Annotated in this window: 21 protein-coding genes and 2 pseudogenes; 10 read left to right on the top strand and 13 right to left on the bottom strand. The window is 72.3% G+C overall.

Going from position 1 to position 16592, the window contains the following annotated elements; translation table 11 throughout:
- Window positions 1-4 precede the first annotated feature (4 nt).
- Genes AB0435_RS09445 through AB0435_RS09435 form a run of 3 tightly spaced genes read left to right on the top strand, consistent with a single transcriptional unit; the run spans window position 5 to window position 2792 of the window.
- Window positions 5-862 carry an SAM-dependent methyltransferase gene (locus tag AB0435_RS09445; RefSeq protein ID WP_366007872.1) on the top strand — a complete coding sequence of 286 codons (858 nt, stop codon included), beginning with the start codon at window positions 5-7 and terminating at the stop codon, window positions 860-862.
- A gap of 2 nt (window positions 863-864) precedes the next feature.
- Window positions 865-2052 (top strand): hypothetical protein, encoded by a 1188-nt coding sequence (locus tag AB0435_RS09440; RefSeq protein WP_366007876.1) that lies wholly within the window; start codon window positions 865-867, stop codon window positions 2050-2052.
- A complete protein-coding gene (locus AB0435_RS09435; RefSeq protein WP_366426577.1) occupies window positions 2049-2792 on the top strand; it encodes a DUF6182 family protein in 744 nt (247 codons plus the stop codon). The genes AB0435_RS09440 and AB0435_RS09435 overlap by 4 nt, the downstream gene beginning before the upstream one ends.
- 125 nt (window positions 2793-2917) lie before the next feature.
- Here the strand turns inward: AB0435_RS09435 and AB0435_RS09430 are convergent, their stop codons facing one another.
- Together AB0435_RS09430 and AB0435_RS09425 are read right to left on the bottom strand one after the other, a co-directional pair.
- A complete protein-coding gene (locus AB0435_RS09430; protein WP_366007870.1) occupies window positions 2918-3436 on the bottom strand; it encodes a DinB family protein in 519 nt (172 codons plus the stop codon).
- Window positions 3437-3507: 71 nt separating this feature from the next.
- Window positions 3508-3858, bottom strand: a complete 351-nt coding sequence (locus AB0435_RS09425) for a DoxX family protein (RefSeq protein WP_366007869.1) — start codon at window positions 3856-3858, stop codon at window positions 3508-3510.
- A 119-nt stretch (window positions 3859-3977) separates the two neighbouring features.
- Between AB0435_RS09425 and AB0435_RS09420 the strand changes: the two genes are divergently transcribed.
- Entirely contained in the window at window positions 3978-4889 is a 912-nt protein-coding gene (locus AB0435_RS09420) for a LysR family transcriptional regulator (protein ID WP_366007868.1), read from the top strand.
- Here the strand turns inward: AB0435_RS09420 and AB0435_RS09415 are convergent.
- Window positions 4882-5421 carry a hypothetical protein gene (locus tag AB0435_RS09415; protein ID WP_366426576.1) on the bottom strand — a complete coding sequence of 180 codons (540 nt, stop codon included), beginning with the start codon at window positions 5419-5421 and terminating at the stop codon, window positions 4882-4884. The two genes, AB0435_RS09420 and AB0435_RS09415, sit on opposite strands and share 8 nt — an antisense overlap.
- 222 nt (window positions 5422-5643) lie before the next feature.
- On the opposite strand from AB0435_RS09415, the gene AB0435_RS09410 reads away from it, so the two are divergent.
- Window positions 5644-6471, top strand: a complete 828-nt coding sequence (locus AB0435_RS09410; RefSeq protein WP_366426575.1) for an alpha/beta hydrolase — start codon at window positions 5644-5646, stop codon at window positions 6469-6471.
- 4 nt (window positions 6472-6475) lie between these two features.
- Window positions 6476-7738, top strand: coding sequence for a hypothetical protein (locus tag AB0435_RS09405; RefSeq protein ID WP_366007865.1), 1263 nt, complete (start codon window positions 6476-6478; stop codon window positions 7736-7738).
- A gap of 53 nt (window positions 7739-7791) precedes the next feature.
- Here AB0435_RS09405 and AB0435_RS09400 read toward each other — a convergent pair.
- The 5 genes and pseudogenes from AB0435_RS09400 to AB0435_RS09380 all read right to left on the bottom strand — a co-directional run.
- Window positions 7792-7902 (bottom strand): annotated as a pseudogene (locus AB0435_RS09400) (glutathione peroxidase); the annotation flags it as partial.
- An 88-nt stretch (window positions 7903-7990) separates the two neighbouring features.
- A complete protein-coding gene (locus AB0435_RS09395; RefSeq protein ID WP_366007864.1) occupies window positions 7991-8305 on the bottom strand; it encodes a MazG-like family protein in 315 nt (104 codons plus the stop codon).
- A gap of 20 nt (window positions 8306-8325) precedes the next feature.
- Window positions 8326-8979: a dTMP kinase gene (tmk, locus tag AB0435_RS09390; RefSeq protein ID WP_366007863.1), complete on the bottom strand. Its 654-nt coding sequence runs from the start codon at window positions 8977-8979 to the stop codon at window positions 8326-8328.
- Window positions 8976-10481: a radical SAM protein gene (locus AB0435_RS09385; protein ID WP_366426574.1), complete on the bottom strand. Its 1506-nt coding sequence runs from the start codon at window positions 10479-10481 to the stop codon at window positions 8976-8978. The genes tmk and AB0435_RS09385 overlap by 4 nt, the downstream gene beginning before the upstream one ends.
- Complete coding sequence (locus AB0435_RS09380) at window positions 10435-11262, bottom strand: hypothetical protein (RefSeq protein WP_366007861.1); 828 nt, start codon at window positions 11260-11262, stop codon at window positions 10435-10437. Before AB0435_RS09380 ends, AB0435_RS09385 begins: the two co-directional genes overlap by 47 nt.
- A 131-nt stretch (window positions 11263-11393) precedes the next feature.
- Here AB0435_RS09380 and AB0435_RS09375 point away from each other — a divergent pair, with 131 nt between their 5' ends.
- Window positions 11394-11576: a hypothetical protein gene (locus tag AB0435_RS09375; RefSeq protein ID WP_366426573.1), complete on the top strand. Its 183-nt coding sequence runs from the start codon at window positions 11394-11396 to the stop codon at window positions 11574-11576.
- A gap of 54 nt (window positions 11577-11630) precedes the next feature.
- Here AB0435_RS09375 and AB0435_RS09370 read toward each other — a convergent pair whose 3' ends face one another.
- Together AB0435_RS09370 and AB0435_RS09365 are read right to left on the bottom strand one after the other, a co-directional pair.
- Window positions 11631-12119, bottom strand: a complete 489-nt coding sequence (locus AB0435_RS09370; RefSeq protein WP_366426572.1) for a glutathione peroxidase — start codon at window positions 12117-12119, stop codon at window positions 11631-11633.
- A gap of 53 nt (window positions 12120-12172) precedes the next feature.
- Window positions 12173-12814 carry a cysteine hydrolase gene (locus AB0435_RS09365; protein WP_366426571.1) on the bottom strand — a complete coding sequence of 214 codons (642 nt, stop codon included), beginning with the start codon at window positions 12812-12814 and terminating at the stop codon, window positions 12173-12175.
- Window positions 12815-13019: 205 nt separating this feature from the next.
- On the opposite strand from AB0435_RS09365, the gene AB0435_RS09360 reads away from it, so the two are divergent.
- Window positions 13020-13517, top strand: coding sequence for a hypothetical protein (locus AB0435_RS09360; protein WP_366426570.1), 498 nt, complete (start codon window positions 13020-13022; stop codon window positions 13515-13517).
- Between the two features lie 51 nt (window positions 13518-13568).
- On the opposite strand, the gene AB0435_RS09355 is transcribed toward AB0435_RS09360, so the two are convergent.
- On the bottom strand, window positions 13569-14651 hold the full coding sequence (locus tag AB0435_RS09355; RefSeq protein WP_366426569.1) for a PP2C family protein-serine/threonine phosphatase: 1083 nt from the start codon (window positions 14649-14651) through the stop codon (window positions 13569-13571).
- Window positions 14652-14963: 312 nt separating this feature from the next.
- Here AB0435_RS09355 and AB0435_RS09350 point away from each other — a divergent pair, with 312 nt between their 5' ends.
- Window positions 14964-15098: a hypothetical protein gene (locus AB0435_RS09350; RefSeq protein ID WP_366007856.1), complete on the top strand. Its 135-nt coding sequence runs from the start codon at window positions 14964-14966 to the stop codon at window positions 15096-15098.
- Entirely contained in the window at window positions 15095-15868 is a 774-nt protein-coding gene (locus AB0435_RS09345) for a gamma-glutamyltransferase (protein ID WP_366426568.1), read from the top strand. The genes AB0435_RS09350 and AB0435_RS09345 overlap by 4 nt, the downstream gene beginning before the upstream one ends.
- A 49-nt stretch (window positions 15869-15917) precedes the next feature.
- On the opposite strand, the gene AB0435_RS09340 is transcribed toward AB0435_RS09345, so the two are convergent.
- Both AB0435_RS09340 and AB0435_RS09335 read right to left on the bottom strand, forming a co-directional pair.
- The gene (locus tag AB0435_RS09340) at window positions 15918-16415 is read right to left on the bottom strand and encodes a nucleoside deaminase (protein WP_366426567.1); all 498 of its coding nucleotides are present in this window, start codon (window positions 16413-16415) and stop codon (window positions 15918-15920) included.
- An 89-nt stretch (window positions 16416-16504) separates the two neighbouring features.
- A pseudogene (locus tag AB0435_RS09335) lies at window positions 16505-16592 on the bottom strand (cyanate hydratase); the annotation flags it as partial.

Below are 16592 nucleotides of genomic sequence, written 5' to 3'. Positions count from 1 at the left end.
CGACATGACCGAGCTCCTGAACCCCGTCGAGCGGACCGCTCTGCTCACCGCCGCCCTCCGCGCCGCCGAGTCGGCCCGCGAGGACCGCCTCTACGACGACCCGTACGCCGCCCTGCTCGTCGGCGAGACGGGACCGGAACTGCTCGCCGAGGTCCGCGCGGCGACGTTCCCGCCCGACAGGCCCAAGACCCTGCCGAGCACCCCCGACTACAACGCGATCCGCACCCGCTTCCTGGACGACTACCTCCAGCGGGCCGCCGCGGACGAGCGGATGACGCAGATCGTCCTGGCCCCGGCCGGCATGGACTCCCGCGCCTACCGCCTCGACTGGCCCGCGCACATACGCTACTTCGAGCTCGACCGGCCGGCCGTGCTCGCCTTCAAGGAGGACCGGCTGGGGGAGGCCGAGCCCCGGGCCGACCGCCGCGCCGTCGCCGTCGACCTCACCGACGACCACTGGGAGGAGAGCCTCCTCGCAGCCGGTTACGACCCCGCCCTGCCCTCCACCTGGCTGCTCGAAGGGCTGCTCTACTACCTCCCCGAGGCGGACATCGAGCGCCTGCTGGCACGCGTCGCCGCCCTCTCCGCCCCCGGCAGCCGCATCGCCGCCGACATGGTCAACGAGGCGGCCCTCACCCTTCCCCAGATGAAGGGCCTGCTGGACGTCTTCGCGCGCTGGGGCTGCCCCTGGGTGTCCGGCACCGACGAGCCCGAGGAACTCTTCGCCCGCCACGGCTACGAGGCCGAGGCCGTGCAGCCCGGCGAGCCGCAGGCGTCGTACGACCGGTGGCCGGACCCAGTGCCCGAGCGGCACGTCAAGGACGTACGCCGAGTGTTCTTCGTCCACGGACAGCGCCGTTGACCGTGCCGACCGCCACCCTGAACGACCGCACACCGGCCGGGGCCACCGACCGGCCGGGGAGCGCGGCCGCGGCCCGGCCGCGGGTGCTGGTGGCACCGGTCACCATCACCCCGTCCAAGCCGCTCACCCCCAGCCACCTCAAGGGACTGTTCTGGGCGGACGCGCTCTACCGGGCCACGGCACACCTCGCCGATGTCACCTACCGGTTCAGCCACACCACCTACCACCCCACCGAGCAGACACTGGGCTTCTGGGAGTACCTCGACCGCACCAACGGCGACGCCGACTACTCCGCGCTCACGGAGGAGGAGATCGGCGAGTTCTACGTCGGCTACCGCGCCGAGGGCCGCCGCCCGGAGGCCGCCGCGCTGCGGCCCTACGCGGAGGCCGTCGAGAGCGGCGGCTGGGTGCACCCGGCCGCCGCGCGGGTCCTCGGCCTGTGGGCCGGGCACTACGGCCGGCTGGGCCTGCACGACCCCGGCCTGCAGGAACACCAGCCGCCCGGCCTCGCGCTGGAGGAGATGATCGAGCGGCTGGTCGCCTCAGGCATGGGCCTGGACCAGCGCGACCTCGGCGGTCCCGTCTACCTCGACGCGACCCGGTACGGCCTGCCCCTGCGGCAGATCGTCTCCGCGGACGGACGGCCCAACTACCTCGCCTGCGCCCTGCGCGAGCTCATGCCGCTCGCCCCCCGGTACGACGAGGTCGTGTTCCTCTACGACAACGAACTCGACCCGGACTACCAGCTGCTGGAGCGCGTGCTGGGCCAGGCGGGCCCGTCCGTGCACCGCGTGCCGATCGGCCGGGTGCCCATCGACGGAAAGATCCTCTCGGCCCGGCACGGCGGCTGGCACAGCCACACCGTGGCCGCCCTGCTGCGCTCGCTGAGCGCCGACCACGAGCCCGAGGTGTGCCGGCTGGGGATGCGCCTGTACTTCATCGCGACCCTCGGCCCGGGACAGCAGCAGTCCTTCCGCCACGACCTGCTCCGCCAGTGCCTCACCCGCGCCGAGCGCCTGCTCGACCGCTCGGCCACCGCCCCGGCGGCAGGCCACGACGCGATGGTCGCCGCCCTGGGCAGGCACCGGCGCGAGCACACCTACATCGACCCCTACCGGCTGACCTCGTCCCTGCTCGGCAAGCGAAGCCCCGCCCCCGACCGCGAGCTCCTCTCCACGGTGTTCCTATGACCCTGTCCCCCGAACTCCTGCTCACCGAAGCGGCACGGCGCGTCCGGGCCGCCCGCCCGGAGCTGGCCGCACGGCTGGACCTCACCACCCCTGAGGGCCTGCGGGCCGCGAAGGCCGAGATCGCCGACCCCGGCGCGCCCGGCCGTACCGACGCGGCCCTGGCCGTCTCCGTCGTCAGCCGCTTCGACCTGCCGCACTGGGTGCGCGAGACCTGCCGGTTCGCCCTGTCGGTGCCGCCGGAACGACGCGCACCCTGGCAGCACGCCTTCACCCGGACCGTCTTCCTCTCCGGCCGGCCCGACAACCTCCGGGAACGCTTCACCTTCGACCACATCGCCCCGGACGGCTCGGCGGCCTGGCTCGGCCCCGCCCCCGAAGGGAGCACGACCGCACTGCGCAGACTGCTCAAGGTCTTCGACGGCCCCCGCGCACTGGGCTCCTGGCAGCCGACGACGGTGGAGATACCACCGGCGGACGGCCCGGGCGGCCGTCCGCCGGTCCACCGCGAGCTGTACGTGGCCACGGCCTCCGTCACCGTCGCCCGGCTCCTCGTCCAGCTCAACCACCTCTTGGTGGAGGCGGTGATGGACGGACTGATAGCACCCGGCGACCGGCTGACCCTGCGCTCCGTGCCCCGCCTCGCGGGGCTCGCCGGGCCCTTCGCCGCCCTGCGCATCGACACCGACAGCCACCGCCCGGACGAACTCCAGGCGTACGCGGCCCTCACCGGGGAACGGTAGGGCACGCTCCCTCACCGCGGCCCCTCACCGCCCCCCGGGACCGGGGACGACGGCTTCGCCGCCCTGACGTACGGCCTCGTCACCGTGGTCACCGCCCTGCCGACGGCAGGGCGGTGGCGCCGGGCTCAGTAGTAGCCCTTACCGCCGTCGAGCAGTTCCCGGACGATGTCCAGGTGACCCGCGTGCCGCGCGGTCTCCTCGATCATGTGCATCAGGATCCAGCGCAGGGTCGCGGCCCCGGCCCGGAAGTCCTTCTGCCGCCCGGTGTCGTCCAGCGCGTGGGCCGCGATGATCTCGTCCGAGACGGCGCACTGCGCCTGGTATTCCTGGACCAACCGCTCCAACGGGACGCCCTCGACCCGCATCTCGGCGTCCTCGGTCTCCTTGTCGAAGAGGGGGCTCCCCGTCGAGGGCCGCCCCATGAGCATGACCTCGAACCAGCAGTGTTCGACCCACCGCATGTGCGAGACGAGGCCCGCGACCGTCATCCGAGGCGAGGTCGGCACCAGGGACCGGTGGGCGTCCGCGGCGGACAGCCCCTCGCACTTCCACTGGACGATCGCCCGCTGCATATCGAGCCAAGTGATCAACTGCGCGCGCTCGTCGGCGTCATAGGGCGGACGGATACGTGAGGGAGAGGTCATGGGGGGACGGTATTCCCCGCCGCCCTCGCGGCGCTCCTCAATTTCCCTCGACGGCTCTCGCCTCCGGGCGTCTACCGCGCGACGGCGAGGAGAAGGGACGCCACGGCCAGCGCCAAGTATCCGCCCGGGAAAGCGATGTTGCGGTGGACGCGAGCGCGGACGTGCGCGACGACGGCTCCGATGAAGAACAGGACGAGTCCCACCGCGGCGGCGACTCCGACGGTCCTGATACCCAGGAGCCCCAGCAGGAGCCCGGCCGCCCCGGCGGCCTTGAGCGTGGCCAGCCATGGCAGCCAGGACGGCGGGAGGGCCACCTCGGCCGAGTTGGTGAGGACGAACCCGGCCCGGGAGAAGTCCGCCATGGCCATGCCGGCATTGGCCAGGACGGTCACGGAGGTGATGACCACATAGGCGAGGAACATGCGCCTTCCTTTCCGTACGCATCCGTACGCACATGTCGGCGAGCCGCTGCCCGCACGCTGCAACGAGCCTCCCCCGACCCCGCGTTGGCGTCCAATACCTGCGTCTATAACCTGACGGCATGGATGTGGACACCCGGTTGTTGCGGTACTTCGTCGCCGTCGCGGACGAAGGCAGCCTGACCCGCGCCGCGGAACTGCTCTTCGTCTCCCAGCCGGCGCTGACCAAACAGATCCGGCAGCTGGAGACCCGGCTCGGGGCGCGGCTGTTCACGCGGTCCCGGACCGGCATGACCCTCACCGAACCGGGCCGGGCGCTGGCTGCGCGGGCACCGGCGCTCCTGGCCGCGTGGGACCGCGCGGCACGGGAGACGAAGAACGCGGCGGGCCGGGCGGCCGGCGTCCTGCGGGTCGGCTTCCTGGCCAGCGCCGCCAACGAGGCGACGCAGCACATCGTCGCCGAGTTCACCCGCCGCCGGCCGGGCCGGCGGGTCGACATGCGGCAGGCCGCCTGGTCCGACCCGACCGCGGGACTCGCCGACGGGGACGTGGACGTCGCCCTGCTGCGGCTGCCCTTCCCCGGCCAGGACGCGCTGCGGGTGACGGAGCTCTTCACCGAGCCGCGCTGGATCGTGCTCCCCGCGGCCCACCCCCTCGCCGCCCGCGAGCTGATCCCCTTCCGCGACCTCTGGGACGAGCCGTTCGTGGCGGCCCCGGCCGAATCGGGCCCCTGGCGGGACCACTGGCTCGCCTCCGACGAACGCGACGGACGGCCGGTCCGCGTCGGCGCCGTCACCGACCGGCCCGACGACTGGCTCAGCGCGGTCGCCAACGGTTACGGCATCGCCCTCGCCCCCGCGTCCGCCGCCCGCTACTACGCCCGCCCCGGCATCGTCTACCGCCCCGTCACCGGCGTCAGCCCCAGCCGCGTCGGCGTCGCCTGGGCTCCCGCCGACGACACCGACACCGCCGTCCAGGACTTCGTCAACTGCTGCGTGGACGGCGTGCGCCGAGGCGCGGGCGGCCTCACGTGACGGCGAGCGTCGTCACGCCGGTCGCGCCCGTGAAGCCGGTGGCGAGGCATTCCAGCACCCCCGGCTGCGGCAGCGTGATGACCTGCACCACGGTCCGGCCCCGGAAGCGGCCCTCGGCGACCGTGCCCGTGATCGTGGTGACGACCTGACCCGCCACCGCGGTGCTGCTGCCGCTGAGCTCGGCGACGCTGGAATCCCCGGTGTTCCATGTGAAGGTGCGCCGGGTGGTGAACCCTTCCAGGAGATCGTTGCAGCCGGCGGAGAGGGTGAAGTGCTCCTCGTACGACCCGCTCGTCACCTCGCCCGTGCCGTCGGTGCACCGGGTGAAGCGCCCGTGGGTCGTGATGGCGATGTCCCGGGGCTTGAGGGTGACTCCCGGGCGGTAGCTGACGGACTCGGTGCCCTGGCACTGCAACGGCCCGTCCTGGCGCGGGCGTTCGCCGGTGGACGCCGAGGCCGGTGCGGTCGAGACCAGCGCGATGAGGGCCGTGGCCAGTGCGGCGGAACGCGTCCATGCTCTCTTGAGGGCCATGTGCGGTCTCCTTCGAGGTGGGTGACGTGAGGTAGGCGATGCCCGGTCCCCGCACCGGTGAGACAGGCGCGCAGGAGTGAGACGGGACGGGCGGTCTCACGGGAGGGCGTATGACGACGCGTACGCGCCCGGCCGGAGCGGCGGCCTGTTCTCCGCGGTCTCCGCTGCGCGTAGCCTGGTCGAGGCCCTTCAGAGCCGCGCCGGTCCCGACCCTGGAGTGTGATGGACGCCCTGAAGAACGGCACGCTGGAAGTACCCGGCGCGAGGCTCCACTTCGAGGTGCGGGGCTCCGGGCCGCTCCTGCTGCTCATCGCGGGCGGCGGCTCCGACGCGGCCGTCTTCGAGCGTGCGGCGGCCGTCCTCGCCTCGGGTCGCCGCGTCGTCACCTACGACCCGCGCGGCAATTCGCGCAGCACGCTCGACGGCCCGCCGACGGACCAGCGGATCGAGACGCACACCGAGGACGCCTGCCGGCTGCTGGACCACATCGGCGCGGCGGACGAGCCGGTCGATGTGTTCGGCAGTTGTTCGGGGGCACTGGTCGCGCTCGACCTCGCCGCGCGCCATCAGGACCGGATCCGGTCGGTGGTCGCGCACGAGCCGCCCGCGATGACGCTGCTGCCGGACGCCGATCGGCACCTGGCGTTCTTCGACCACGTCCACGAGGTGTTCCGCCGCGACGGCGTCGCCCCGGCCCTGCGCGAGCTCGAAGTCGTCTTCGGCGGCCGCCCCGCGCCGGAGCTGCCCGAGGCACACGACAACAGCGCGTTCTTCCTGGCCCATGTGGTCCGCCCGTCGACGCGCTTCGTCCCCGATCTCACCGCGCTCCGCGGTGTGGCGGACAGGATCGTGCCGGCAGGCGGCCACGACTCGCGTACGCATGCCATCCACCGCCCGGCGAGAGCCCTCGCCGAACGGCTCGGCCGCGCGCTCGTGGAGTTCCCCGGCGGCCACGCCGGCTACGCGAAACACCCGGCCGAGTTCGCCGAACTGCTCGTCGGTGTGCTCGCCGCCGCGGCGGCCCCGGCCTCAGCACGGCCGGGGGGCTGAAGCCGTGCGGATCCTGATGGGCGCGCAGAACTGCGGCTTCGGTCCGGCCTCCGAACTCGTCGCGGTCTCGCGGCTGCTCTCCGGCCACGAGCGGGTGTTCGTGGGCGACGGCGTGGCGGCGGCGTTCGCGTGGCGCAACGCGGACGCCTTCGACGAGATCCGGGAGGCCGCCTGCGGCTGGGCGGCAGGGGCCGGGACCGATCCGGTCGACGACCTGGTGAACTCCAGTGACCAGGTGGTCTCGGTGATGGACGCCGCCTTGGTCGTGCGGGCCGTCGTCGCGCGCCGGCCGGTGGTCCTGGTGGACAGCCTGCTGAGCTTCTGGCAGACCGGCCGCCCGCTCACCGAGATCCGCGAGCTGTGCGCGAGCATGCCGCGCTCGTCCTTCGCGGAGGCCGCGCGGCACCTGGGACGCCTCTCACCGCACGAGCACGTCATCGCGGCGCACCTGCTCGCCACCCACAGCGTGGTGCAGAACTTCCCCGGCGCCACCCGGCGCATGGCCGAGCTCGCCGGTCCGGCCACGCGTCGCACGATGCATCTGACCGGCTCGGTCATCGACGTCGAAGGTCTGCGGAAGGTGTCGGCCGATGCGGAACCCACCTGGGATCTGCTGGTCAACGTCGGCGGGTTCAAGAACTTCCTGCTGGATTTCGACGTCAACAACGCCTACGTACGGCTGCTCCACCGGTGGCTTCCGGACCTGCTGCGGGACTGGGCGCGGTTCCGGCGCGTCCTGGTCTGCGGCGGCCCCTTCGGCGGGCATCGGGAGCGGACCGTCTCGGCCGCGGGACGGCGGGCCGACTGCCGCTTCCTGCCCCAGCGGGAACTGCTGCCGCACGTGGCGACCGCACCCGACTACCTCCTCGCCCCCGGACTGACCGCGCTGCACGAGTCGCTGGCTCTGGGGCGGCTTCCCTTGGCCCTCCACGAACAGCACTACGCGCACGTCTTCACCGTGCGGCGACTCGGCGGCACCCGCTTCGGCCGGGACGCCGGGCGGTTCGCGGACGTCCTGCCCGGCCACCCCGTACCCGAGGACGACTTCGCCGGGACCGCCGCCCTCGTGGAGCTCGCGGGCCGGGTCCTGGAGGACGACGGCCTCTACGCGCGATTCCGGCGGACGTTCAACGAACGGATCGAACACTACGTTTCACTCACCCCGGCGCAGCGGTCGCGAGGCGTCGAGGAACTGCGGGACGTGCTGGGCGGCGAGCCGCTCTCCTCGGTGCTGGCGAGGATCATCGAGCACCGCGGCCCCCGGTGAACCGGACCGCGCACCGCATCCGTACGGTGCGCGGTCCGGTCGGGCACCGTACGTCAGGCGGGCAGGTTGCTCTCGATGGCCGCCACGACCTCGGCGGCGTCCGGCTCGGTCTGCGGGGCGAAGCGTGCCGCCACGGTGCCGTCGGGGGCGACGAGGAACTTCTCGGGTTTCCTCTCTGAGGACACCGCCGCGTAGCGGTGGTGCGGACGACGACCACCCGCAGCACCGACCACAAGATCCGCCGGACAGGCCTTAGCGGCTGAGCGACCGCTCGGCGACGTGCGCGAGCCTGTTCTCGAATACCTTTGCCGCGTCCGGCGTGATCGTTTTTAGGGCGACCATACTCGTCAGGATGACGTCGCAGAGTTCGGTCTGTACGTCGTCCCATGTGTGGCTGTTTCCCTTGCGCGGGTTGGAGCCGCTGACGCCGTGGACTGCCTCGGCGACTTCGCCGGCTTCCTCGCTGATCTTGAGTACGCGCAGCAGACGCGCCATTTCTGGTGAGACGGTGCTTTCTGCGTCGAGCCATTCGACGAGCCGCTCGACGGTGTCCCAGGTCTCTTGCACGTCGTGCTCCGAGTTCTGTTTCAGGGGGTGCGGTCATGCGTGCTGGGTGGGGCTGGTGGCGACGCTACCGGGGGTGCCGGGACGGCGGCGGCGATTCGGTCGGCTGCATCCGATGGGGTGCTGCTGGCTGTGTCGACAACCAGCACCGTGACGCCCATGTCCCGGAGCGTCTGCGCGGCCAGACGGTACAGCTCGACCTCGCGGGCCGGCGCCGCGGGGTCCCTCTCGAACCGGTGATGTGCTCCTCGGGCCGTGAGACGCCGTGTGATCGTCTGTGGGTCGGCCGTGAGGATCACGGCCAGGTGCGGCAGCAGGATGTCGGCGTTCAGGTCGAGCAGGAAGCGCTCGGGTACTTGGTCGAGGCGCTGTACGACGAGGGTGGAGGCGAGGTAGTGGTCGCACACGACGGTCTCGCCGCGGTCGAGGTGGGGCTGTATCTCGGTGTTGATGTGGTCGTAGCGGTCGGCGGCGACGAGGCAGGCGAGCGCGCGTCCGTGGATCTGGTCGGCGTGGGCGCGGGTGAAGCGGCCGAGGGCGCTGTGCGACGGCTCGGTCGTGGCGTGAACCGGGGTGCCGCGGCTGTGCAGCAGTTCGGCGAGCGTGACGGCTGTTGTGGACTTCCCGACGCCGCCGGGACCGTCGAGGGTGATGAACAGGCCGGAGGCGTCCGTCATGCTGTCGCCCTCTCTGCGCGGCTGCGGGCGTGCTGTTCGCGGGCGAGGGCGGCGAGGGTGGTGCGGAGCGTGGGCAGGGGGACGCCGCCGAACTGGATGCCGACGGAGAAGCTGAATTCGTCGCGGGCGCGCAGGGACTCGTCGGCGCCGTGGTCGGTCAGGTCGACGTCGGCATAGGCGAGCAGCTTGTCGGGGTCGTGGCCGTCGTCGGTGAGCTGCTGCCATATGGGGGTGCCGGGGTAGGGGCGGAACTCGAAGACGGAGGCGCGGAAGCGGCCGGGCAGGGTGTCGGCGAGGTGCCACAGGTTCTGGATGTGGCGCACGGTGGCGTCGAGGTCGTCGGGCTGCTCGCCGGGGTAGCCGAGGATGAAGTACCCCTTGACGCCGATGCCGCGTTGGAGGAGTCGGCGGGTGACGGTCTCGGTCATGTCGGCGGTGATGCGCTTGTCCATGGCGTGCAGGATGCGGTCGCTGCCGGATTCGATGCCGAGGGCGACCTCGCGTAAGCCGTTGTGGGCGAGGGTGTCGAGCAGGGCGTCGTCGGCGCGGTGCAGGACGTTGATGCGGCCGGTCGCGTCCCAGACGTAGCGGTTGCCGATGCGGTGCTCGGTGAACGCCTGCATGGTGGGGCGGACGATGCGGGCGGCGCCGAGGAACAGGTCGTCGACGAACCGGAAAGCGGTCGTGTCGAACTCGGCGTGAAGGTGGTCAAGTTCGGCGATGATGTTCTCGGGTGAGCGGGTGCGGATAGTGATGTCCGGGTTGGCGGAGACGGCGGCGCCGCAGAATCCGCAGTCGTACGGGCACCCGCGGGAGCCGACGATGCTCGCCTCGGTACGGCCGTCCTCGGCCCGGTAGGGGTCCTGGGTGAGGTACACGCGGTCGACGAGCGGTAACTCGTTGACGTTGGGGGCGAGCCACTGCGCTGTGTCCTTGCCGTGGGCGATGCCGACCGCGGTGGTGCCGAGCAGGCGGTCGCGCCACATGACACCGGGGAGTTCGGCGCGGCGTTTGCCGTTGTCGAGCAGGGCGGCGACGCGGGATTCGCCCTCGCCCACCACCAAGGCGTGTAAGCGGGACATGCGGGGGTCGGCGAGGATGCGATGCGGCATGGCCTTTGCGTGGTGCCCTCCGACCATGAGCGCGATGCTCTCGTCGAGGCCGGCGGCGATGCGGGCTGACAGGTCGTAGGTCGGCGCGAGCAGGTTCATCCCGACCCAGCGGGGGCGCGCGGCATTGATGACGGCGAGGGTCTGGCCGATGCCGAGCCCGTGCGCCTCGGCGTCGAGGACGCCCACGTTGTAGCCGGCGTGGGCGGCGTAGGTGGCGATGTAGGCGAGCCCGAGGACGGGCAGGGTGTAGTCGTTGATCCGCGGACGCAGGCTGTAGTCGCGCAGCGGTGCGTTGACGAACAGGGCGTCGAGTTCCCGTAAGGGGTCAGCGCCGGCGATGAGGTCAGGTGCGGTCGGCTGGTGCTCCGTTGTGCTCGGCTGTGCGGGCATGGGTCCCCCAAGCGAGAGTGAACAGGGTCAGGGCATGGAGCTGCGGTCGGTCGGGCGCGCAGCGCTGCCAGGCGGCGGCGAACGCGCGCTCGCCGTCGGGCAGGGGTGCGTCGGGTGCTGCGCGGCGGGCCCAGGTGCGCACGGCGAGGTCGCCGTGCGGGTAGACGGCGAAGTCGCCGGTGTAGTCCGCGGCGGCGGCGGAAGCGGTCCACGGGCCCACGCGCGGGATGGCGTCGAGGGCCTTGACGAGGTCGTCGGCGCCGAGCCCGGCCCAGTTGTCGCCGTGCTGCTGGTAGGCCGCGGCGGCGGCCTGCAAGGCGGTGCGGTGGAAGGCCGCGCCGACTCGGCGGAACGCGTCGTCGGGCAGGCTGAGGGCGACGTCGGGGGCGGGCGTGAGCGTAACGGGCCCGTGCGGGGTGTCGCGGGTACCGTGGGCGGCACACCAGCGGAGGTAGAGGGCGCGGGCCTGTGCGGCGCGTACGACCTGCCGGAGGATCGCCGTGGTGATGGCGTCCCACAGGGACGGATTCGGCAAGCGTACGACCGTGCCGAGGGCGGTCAAGGCGTCATGCAATGGGGCGGGTGCGGTCGTGGGCACGTCGTTGGCCGGGGTGCGGTTGATGCGCGGTGGTGCGTCGACGGTCTTGTCGAGGGGGAGCAGGGCGAGGTCTGTCCCGCTCCAGCGGGCTGACCACGCGGCATCGCGTACCAGGACGGCGCGGGTCGTGCTGCTGTCGGCATGGGGTGTCCATGCCGGATGGTCGGTGATGAGCGTTGTCACGGTGTCCCCTGGTTCCTCTGGTGAGTGATGGCCCAGGATCGTAGGGGCACGGCGAGGCGCGCCCGCGAGTTTTGGCCGGAACCGCCCCACCCATCCTGAGCGTTGCTGCTGTCGGAGGGCGGGGCGAAACGGTGCTGGAGGACGACGGCCTCTACGCGCGATTCCGGCGGACGTTCAACGAACGGATCGAACACTACGTTTCACTCACCCCGGCGCAGCGGTCGCGAGGTGTCGAGGAACTGCGGGACGTGCTGGGCGGTGAGCCGCTCTCCTCGGTGCTGGCGAGGATCATCGAGGACCGCAGCGCTGGGTGAACCGGACCGCGCACCGTGTCCGTACGGTGCGCGGTCCGGTCCGGCACCCGGCCGTCAGGCGGGCAGGTTGCTCTCGATGGCCGCCACGACCTCGGCGGCGTCCGGCTCGGTCTGCGGGGCGAAGCGTGCCGCCACGGTGCCGTCGGGGGCGACGAGGAACTTCTCGAAGTTCCAGCGGATGTCGCCGGTGTGGCCTCCGGCGTCCGGGGTGGGGACGAGCCCGTCGTACAGGGCGTGCCGGCCGCCCCCGTTGACCTCGGCCTTCTCGGTCATGGGGAAGGTCACCCCGTACGTGGCCGAGCAGAACTGGGCGATCTCCTCGGACGTCCCGGGCTCCTGGCCCATGAACTGGTTGCAGGGGACGCCGAGGACGGTGAAGCCCCGAGCGGCGTACCGCTCGTGCAGCCGCTCCAGGCCGGCGTACTGGGGAGTCAGGCCGCACTTGGAGGCCACGTTGACGACGAGCACGGCCTTGCCCCGGTACTGCCGCAGGTCCGCGGAGCCGCCCTGGAGCGCGTTGATCTCTACTTCATGAATGGACATGTGTCCGGATGTTAGTTGCCTTCGGCGGATCGCACGGCCGGATCCGCCGGCGATCACCGGGGAGCGAGCACGGAACGGAACTCCTCGGTGGTCGTCAGCAGCGCGTCCCCCGCGAAGCGCAGCGCGGCCAGCGAGCGCTCGCCGGCCTCGGCGTTGCCCGCCCCGCAGGCGTCGGTGACCACGACCGGGACGTAACCGAGGTCCGCCGCGTGGCGCACGGTCGGCTCGATCCCGATCTCCATGGCGACCCCGACGACGGCCACCGTCGTGATCCCGCAGTCGCGCAGGGCGATGTCGAGCCATGTGCCCTCGAAGGCCGACATGGTGATCTTGTCGAGCACCGCCTCCCGCTCCGTGGGCCGCAGCTCGGGCAGGAGCTGGGTGTGCGCGGCGTCCGGAGGGAAGGGGGAGACCACGTCGGCCGCCCGCCCGGCTCGCTGCCAGCCCCGCCACATGCGCAGCTGGGAGACGCCCATCAGCTCGGCGGGAAGGGTGACATGGCGCAGGAAGTACGTGCGGACTCCCGCCGCGCGGGCCGCTCCGACCACCTCCGTCACCCGGCTGACGACGCGGTCGCGCTCGCCGATCTGCTCCAGGATGCCGACCTGCATGTCGTACACCAGCAGCGCCAGGCGTCGCGGGTCGCACGCCTCCTCCAGTGAATGGGGAACGGCGAGACCGTTTCGTTCGTCCATGGGCGCGACGCTATCCGCTGTCCCGGCCATGCGCGCGCACGCGCGCGGAACGGTTCCGGGAACCTTGCGCAGACGTGACCAAACCCGGGCGCGGGAAAAGCGAGTTGCAGGGTAGAACCGAATCGCGGGCAGAGCAGGGAGAGGCGTGCCGCTTCCGGCCGTGCGGCCCGCGCCCGCCGCCACCCCCTCGACAGGAAGCCACGCCATGACGATCTATCAACACCTGCCGCACCCGCACATCGCCGCGCGGGACGCCCGGGGACCGGTGAAGGTCACCGACCAGCACCCGCGCGGCAGCGCGGTCACCCGGTTCAACACGAAGGTCGCGATCGTCGTCACACGGGCGGTCGGCAGCATGTGGTGCGCCTACGCCTTCGCCCTCTTCGACCTGATCAGCCTCCCGGACGCGATCGACGCGGGCGCGGCGGCCATCGTCTCCTGGGTGGCGCAGACGTTCCTCCAGCTCGTCCTGCTGTCCGTCATCATGGTGGGCCAGAACGTACAGGCCGCGGCGTCGGACAAGCGCTCCGAAGCGACCTTCCACGACGCGAGCGCGACCCTGCACGAGATGGCACACCTTCAGGGCCACCTCGCCGCACAGGACGCGCTGCTGACACGGATAGCGGAGAAGATCGGCCTCGAACCGGTGCCGGTCATCGACCCGCCGACGACCGAGGACCCGGCCCAGCGGCCCGCGGAGTGACCGCCGGACCCTCGCCGAGGAGCTCCAGGGATGCCCGGCGGCCCGGCGCTGTCACGGCCTCTCGCCGCCCCCGTCCCGCGTCACCGCCAGCAGTGCCATGTCGTCGCTGATGCGGCCGCCGGTGTGGTGGCGGACATCGTCGAGCAGGGCGTCGAGGAGGGCGTCCGGGCCGGGGAAGGTGCGGCCGGGGAGGTGGGTGCCGGGGTCGTAGAAGGTCCCGGCGCGGTTCCGTGCCTCGGTGAGGCCGTCGGTGTAGAGGAGGAGGGTCGTGCCCGGAGGGAAGGGCAGGGTGTCGGTCCGGTCCTCGTCGGCGCCGAATTCCCCCAGCGCCAGCGGGAGGGCCGGTACGGACGGTTCCACGCTGCGCACCTCGCCGCCGTGCAGGAGCAGGGGCGCAGGATGGCCGCGGTTGACCAGCCGTAGCTCGTCGCCGCGGTGCGGGATCTCGGCGAGCACACCGGTGACGAAGCCTTCGGTCTGTTCCGGCCCCTGCCGCCGCCGCGCCTCCCGAACCAGCGCCCGTTCCAGCCTGGCCGCGATCCGGACGAGGGTGGGCTCCTCGTCGGCGGCCTCCCGGAACACCCCCAGCGCCACGTCCACCGCCTTGACGGCGTCCATCCCCTTGCCCCGCACGTCACCGACCAGGCAGCGCACGCCGTACGGGGTGTCCTGCACGCCGTACAGATCACCGCCGATCTGCGCGCCCTTCACGGCCGACTGGTAGCGCACGGCGATCCGCAGGTGCCCGATCGCGGACGGCGGCTCGGGCAGCACCGCGCGCTGCACGGCGAGGGCGATCTTGCGCGCCGATTGCAGCCGGACGTCGCTGAAATACATGAGGCGGTTGACGACGACGGCGAAGACCGAGACGGTCGCGACCGCCGCGAGCTCGCTGCGCCCGCCGGAATCCCCGATGAACCCGAAGTGGGTGAGCAGCGCGAAGTCGGCGGCGCAGGCACCGATGCCCGCCAGGATCGTCGCGCGCAGGGACAGCAGCGCGGCGGCGGTCATGGGCGCGGCGGTGTAGAACGCCTCGGCGCTGAAGTGCGGGGAGGTGTTGTAGTCGAGGAGCGCGCCCACGACGAGCAGGAGGACGGGCAGGAGCTGGAGGTGGCGCAGGCACCAGCGCCCCACGGCAGTGCGCCTCGCACCCGGTGCCCTCACGTGCCCGCTCCCGCTCTCTCGTGCCGTGACACGCTCAAGCATCCTCGGGCCGGATTGCGCCTGCCAATCGTGGTGCGGCCGTACGGGTACGCGGTGGCCGGCCCGGTCCGCGACCACGGCAGGTCAGCGACCTCCGGGCAGATCGGGCGGGGGCCCGCGCGGCCGGGCGTCCGCCGGAGGGCCGGGTGGTCCTCGCCGGGGGAGCGGAGCGGGGCCCGGCACGGCGGGGCATTCCCCGTCGGCCCCGCGGCTCCATGGGCGAAGCCGGGTATCCATCAGGTTGTGATCACCTGTCGCCGCGCGCTCGCCGCCCTCGCCGTCGGTTCACTCGTGTTCCCGCTGTTCGCCGCGGGCTCGTCCCCTGGCCGCCCCGTGGCCGTCGAGTCCTCGCCGATCGCGACGGGACGGCCGGCGTGATCGAGGCGAGCCGGCTGGCGGGTGTGGACGCCCGCGCCTTCACCGGCGACCCGGCCTTCGGCCGCGTGCCGTTGGCGGCGCTGCGCGACCCCGCCTACCTCGACCGGCGCGCTGCCCTGATCTCGCCCACGACCGCGGTGCACCCCGTGCGCCCCGGTCCGGCGGGGCCCTCCGGCGCCCGGTCCGGCAACGACACGACCAGTCAGGTCGGCATCGTGGACGCCTATGGCAACGCCCTGTCCATGACCACCACGGTCAACATGAACTTCGGGGCCGGTTTGGAAGCGCGGGGGATCGCCCTCAACAACGTCCTCACCAACTTCTCCCGTGCGCCGGGCACCGGCGACCCCGACGCCATGGAGCCGCGCAAACGCCCGGTCACGTCGATGGCTCCCACCCTCGTCCTCGCTCCCGGCGGCAAGATCCGCCTGGTCGCCGGATCGGCGGGCGGCGACGGCATCCCGGACTACGTCGCCCAGCAGGTCCTCGGCACTCTCGTCCACGGCATGAGCCCGCGCGAGGCCCTGGCGCAGGGCCACGTCAGCGGCCAGACGGCCGTCGCGGACTGCGGCGGGCAGCCGGACGTCCGGTCCGATGCCGAGAAGGGCACAGCGGCCGAACGCCTCCTGCCCCGGCTCACCGCGCTCGGCCACCCGTGCGTCGCCGCGGTCCCCTTGCGCAGCGGGGCCGCGCTGATCGAGGTGACGGCGGGAGGCCACCTGCGCGGTGCCGCGGATCCACGCCGTGACGGCGCCGCTGCGGGCGGTTGAGCCGGCGCGCCGCGTACTTCAGGGGACCGCTCGCCGCACGGGTGAGGCGTCAGACGGTGGGGGCACCGGCCACGCGGCGCTCGCCGCCGTTGCGCTCCTGCCAGGCCCTGTAGACGTCGACCGCCGCTTCGCGTGCCTCGTGGCGCATGGGCAGTCGGCGCTCCGTGTAGTCCTTGGCGAACTCGTCGTAGAAGGTGTCGAGTTCGAAGTATTTGCGGTCGTCCACGTAGTGGGGCTCGTAGGCGTCGCGGGTGGTGAGGAAGACGACCTCGTCGGGGGAGCAGTAGTAGAGCGAGCCCAGGCACATGGGGCAGGGGTGGGCCAGGACGTAGATGGTGGTGCCCGTCAGGTGCTCGGTGCCCAGCTTCACGCACGCTTCGCGGATGGCGAGGATCTCGGCGTGGGCGGTGGGGTCGTTGGTCTGGGTGACCTTGTTCGGGCTCTCGGCGAGGATCTCGCCGTCCTTGACGATGACGGTCGCGAACGGGCGGCCGCCCTCGGCGACGTTGCGGCGGGCGATGTCGATGGTGCGCTGGGCGAAGTCCACGGAAACTCCTCGGGAATCGGTGAATCGGTGAAGCGGTGAAGCGGGAGGGGCGGGCCGACGCGACCCGCCCCCACCTGGCTGATGCAGGATCAGAAGGGCTTGGTCGGCAGGTACTTGCCGTCCAGGGTGATGACGGCGCGCTCGCCGCCCTCGGGGTCGGCGACCTTCTTCACGTCC

This window comes from Streptomyces sp. NPDC051173 (genome assembly GCF_040689515.1).
In the GTDB taxonomy this organism is placed as follows: Bacteria; Actinomycetota; Actinomycetes; order Streptomycetales; family Streptomycetaceae; genus Streptomyces.
Note: the sequence above shows the minus strand (reverse complement) of the source record. Positions and strands in the feature narration are given on the sequence as shown.

Bases quoted from the DNA above. Each gene is read 5' to 3' on its own strand.
- AB0435_RS09385 (WP_366426574.1), bottom strand. From the start codon at position 10,481: ATGCCCGCACAGCCGAGCACAACGGAGCACCAGCCGACCGCACCTGAC.
- AB0435_RS09425 (WP_366007869.1), bottom strand. From the start codon at position 3,858: ATGTTCCTCGCCTATGTGGTCATCACCTCCGTGACCGTCCTGGCCAAT.
- AB0435_RS09365 (WP_366426571.1), bottom strand. From the start codon at position 12,814: ATGGACGAACGAAACGGTCTCGCCGTTCCCCATTCACTGGAGGAGGCG.
- tmk (WP_366007863.1), bottom strand. From the start codon at position 8,979: ATGACGGACGCCTCCGGCCTGTTCATCACCCTCGACGGTCCCGGCGGC.
- AB0435_RS09360 (WP_366426570.1), top strand. From the start codon at position 13,020: ATGACGATCTATCAACACCTGCCGCACCCGCACATCGCCGCGCGGGAC.
- AB0435_RS09415 (WP_366426576.1), bottom strand. From the start codon at position 5,421: ATGGCCCTCAAGAGAGCATGGACGCGTTCCGCCGCACTGGCCACGGCC.
- AB0435_RS09435 (WP_366426577.1), top strand. From the start codon at position 2,049: ATGACCCTGTCCCCCGAACTCCTGCTCACCGAAGCGGCACGGCGCGTC.
- AB0435_RS09370 (WP_366426572.1), bottom strand. From the start codon at position 12,119: ATGTCCATTCATGAAGTAGAGATCAACGCGCTCCAGGGCGGCTCCGCG.
- AB0435_RS09410 (WP_366426575.1), top strand. From the start codon at position 5,644: ATGGACGCCCTGAAGAACGGCACGCTGGAAGTACCCGGCGCGAGGCTC.
- AB0435_RS09420 (WP_366007868.1), top strand. From the start codon at position 3,978: ATGGATGTGGACACCCGGTTGTTGCGGTACTTCGTCGCCGTCGCGGAC.
- AB0435_RS09445 (WP_366007872.1), top strand. From the start codon at position 5: ATGACCGAGCTCCTGAACCCCGTCGAGCGGACCGCTCTGCTCACCGCC.
- AB0435_RS09430 (WP_366007870.1), bottom strand. From the start codon at position 3,436: ATGACCTCTCCCTCACGTATCCGTCCGCCCTATGACGCCGACGAGCGC.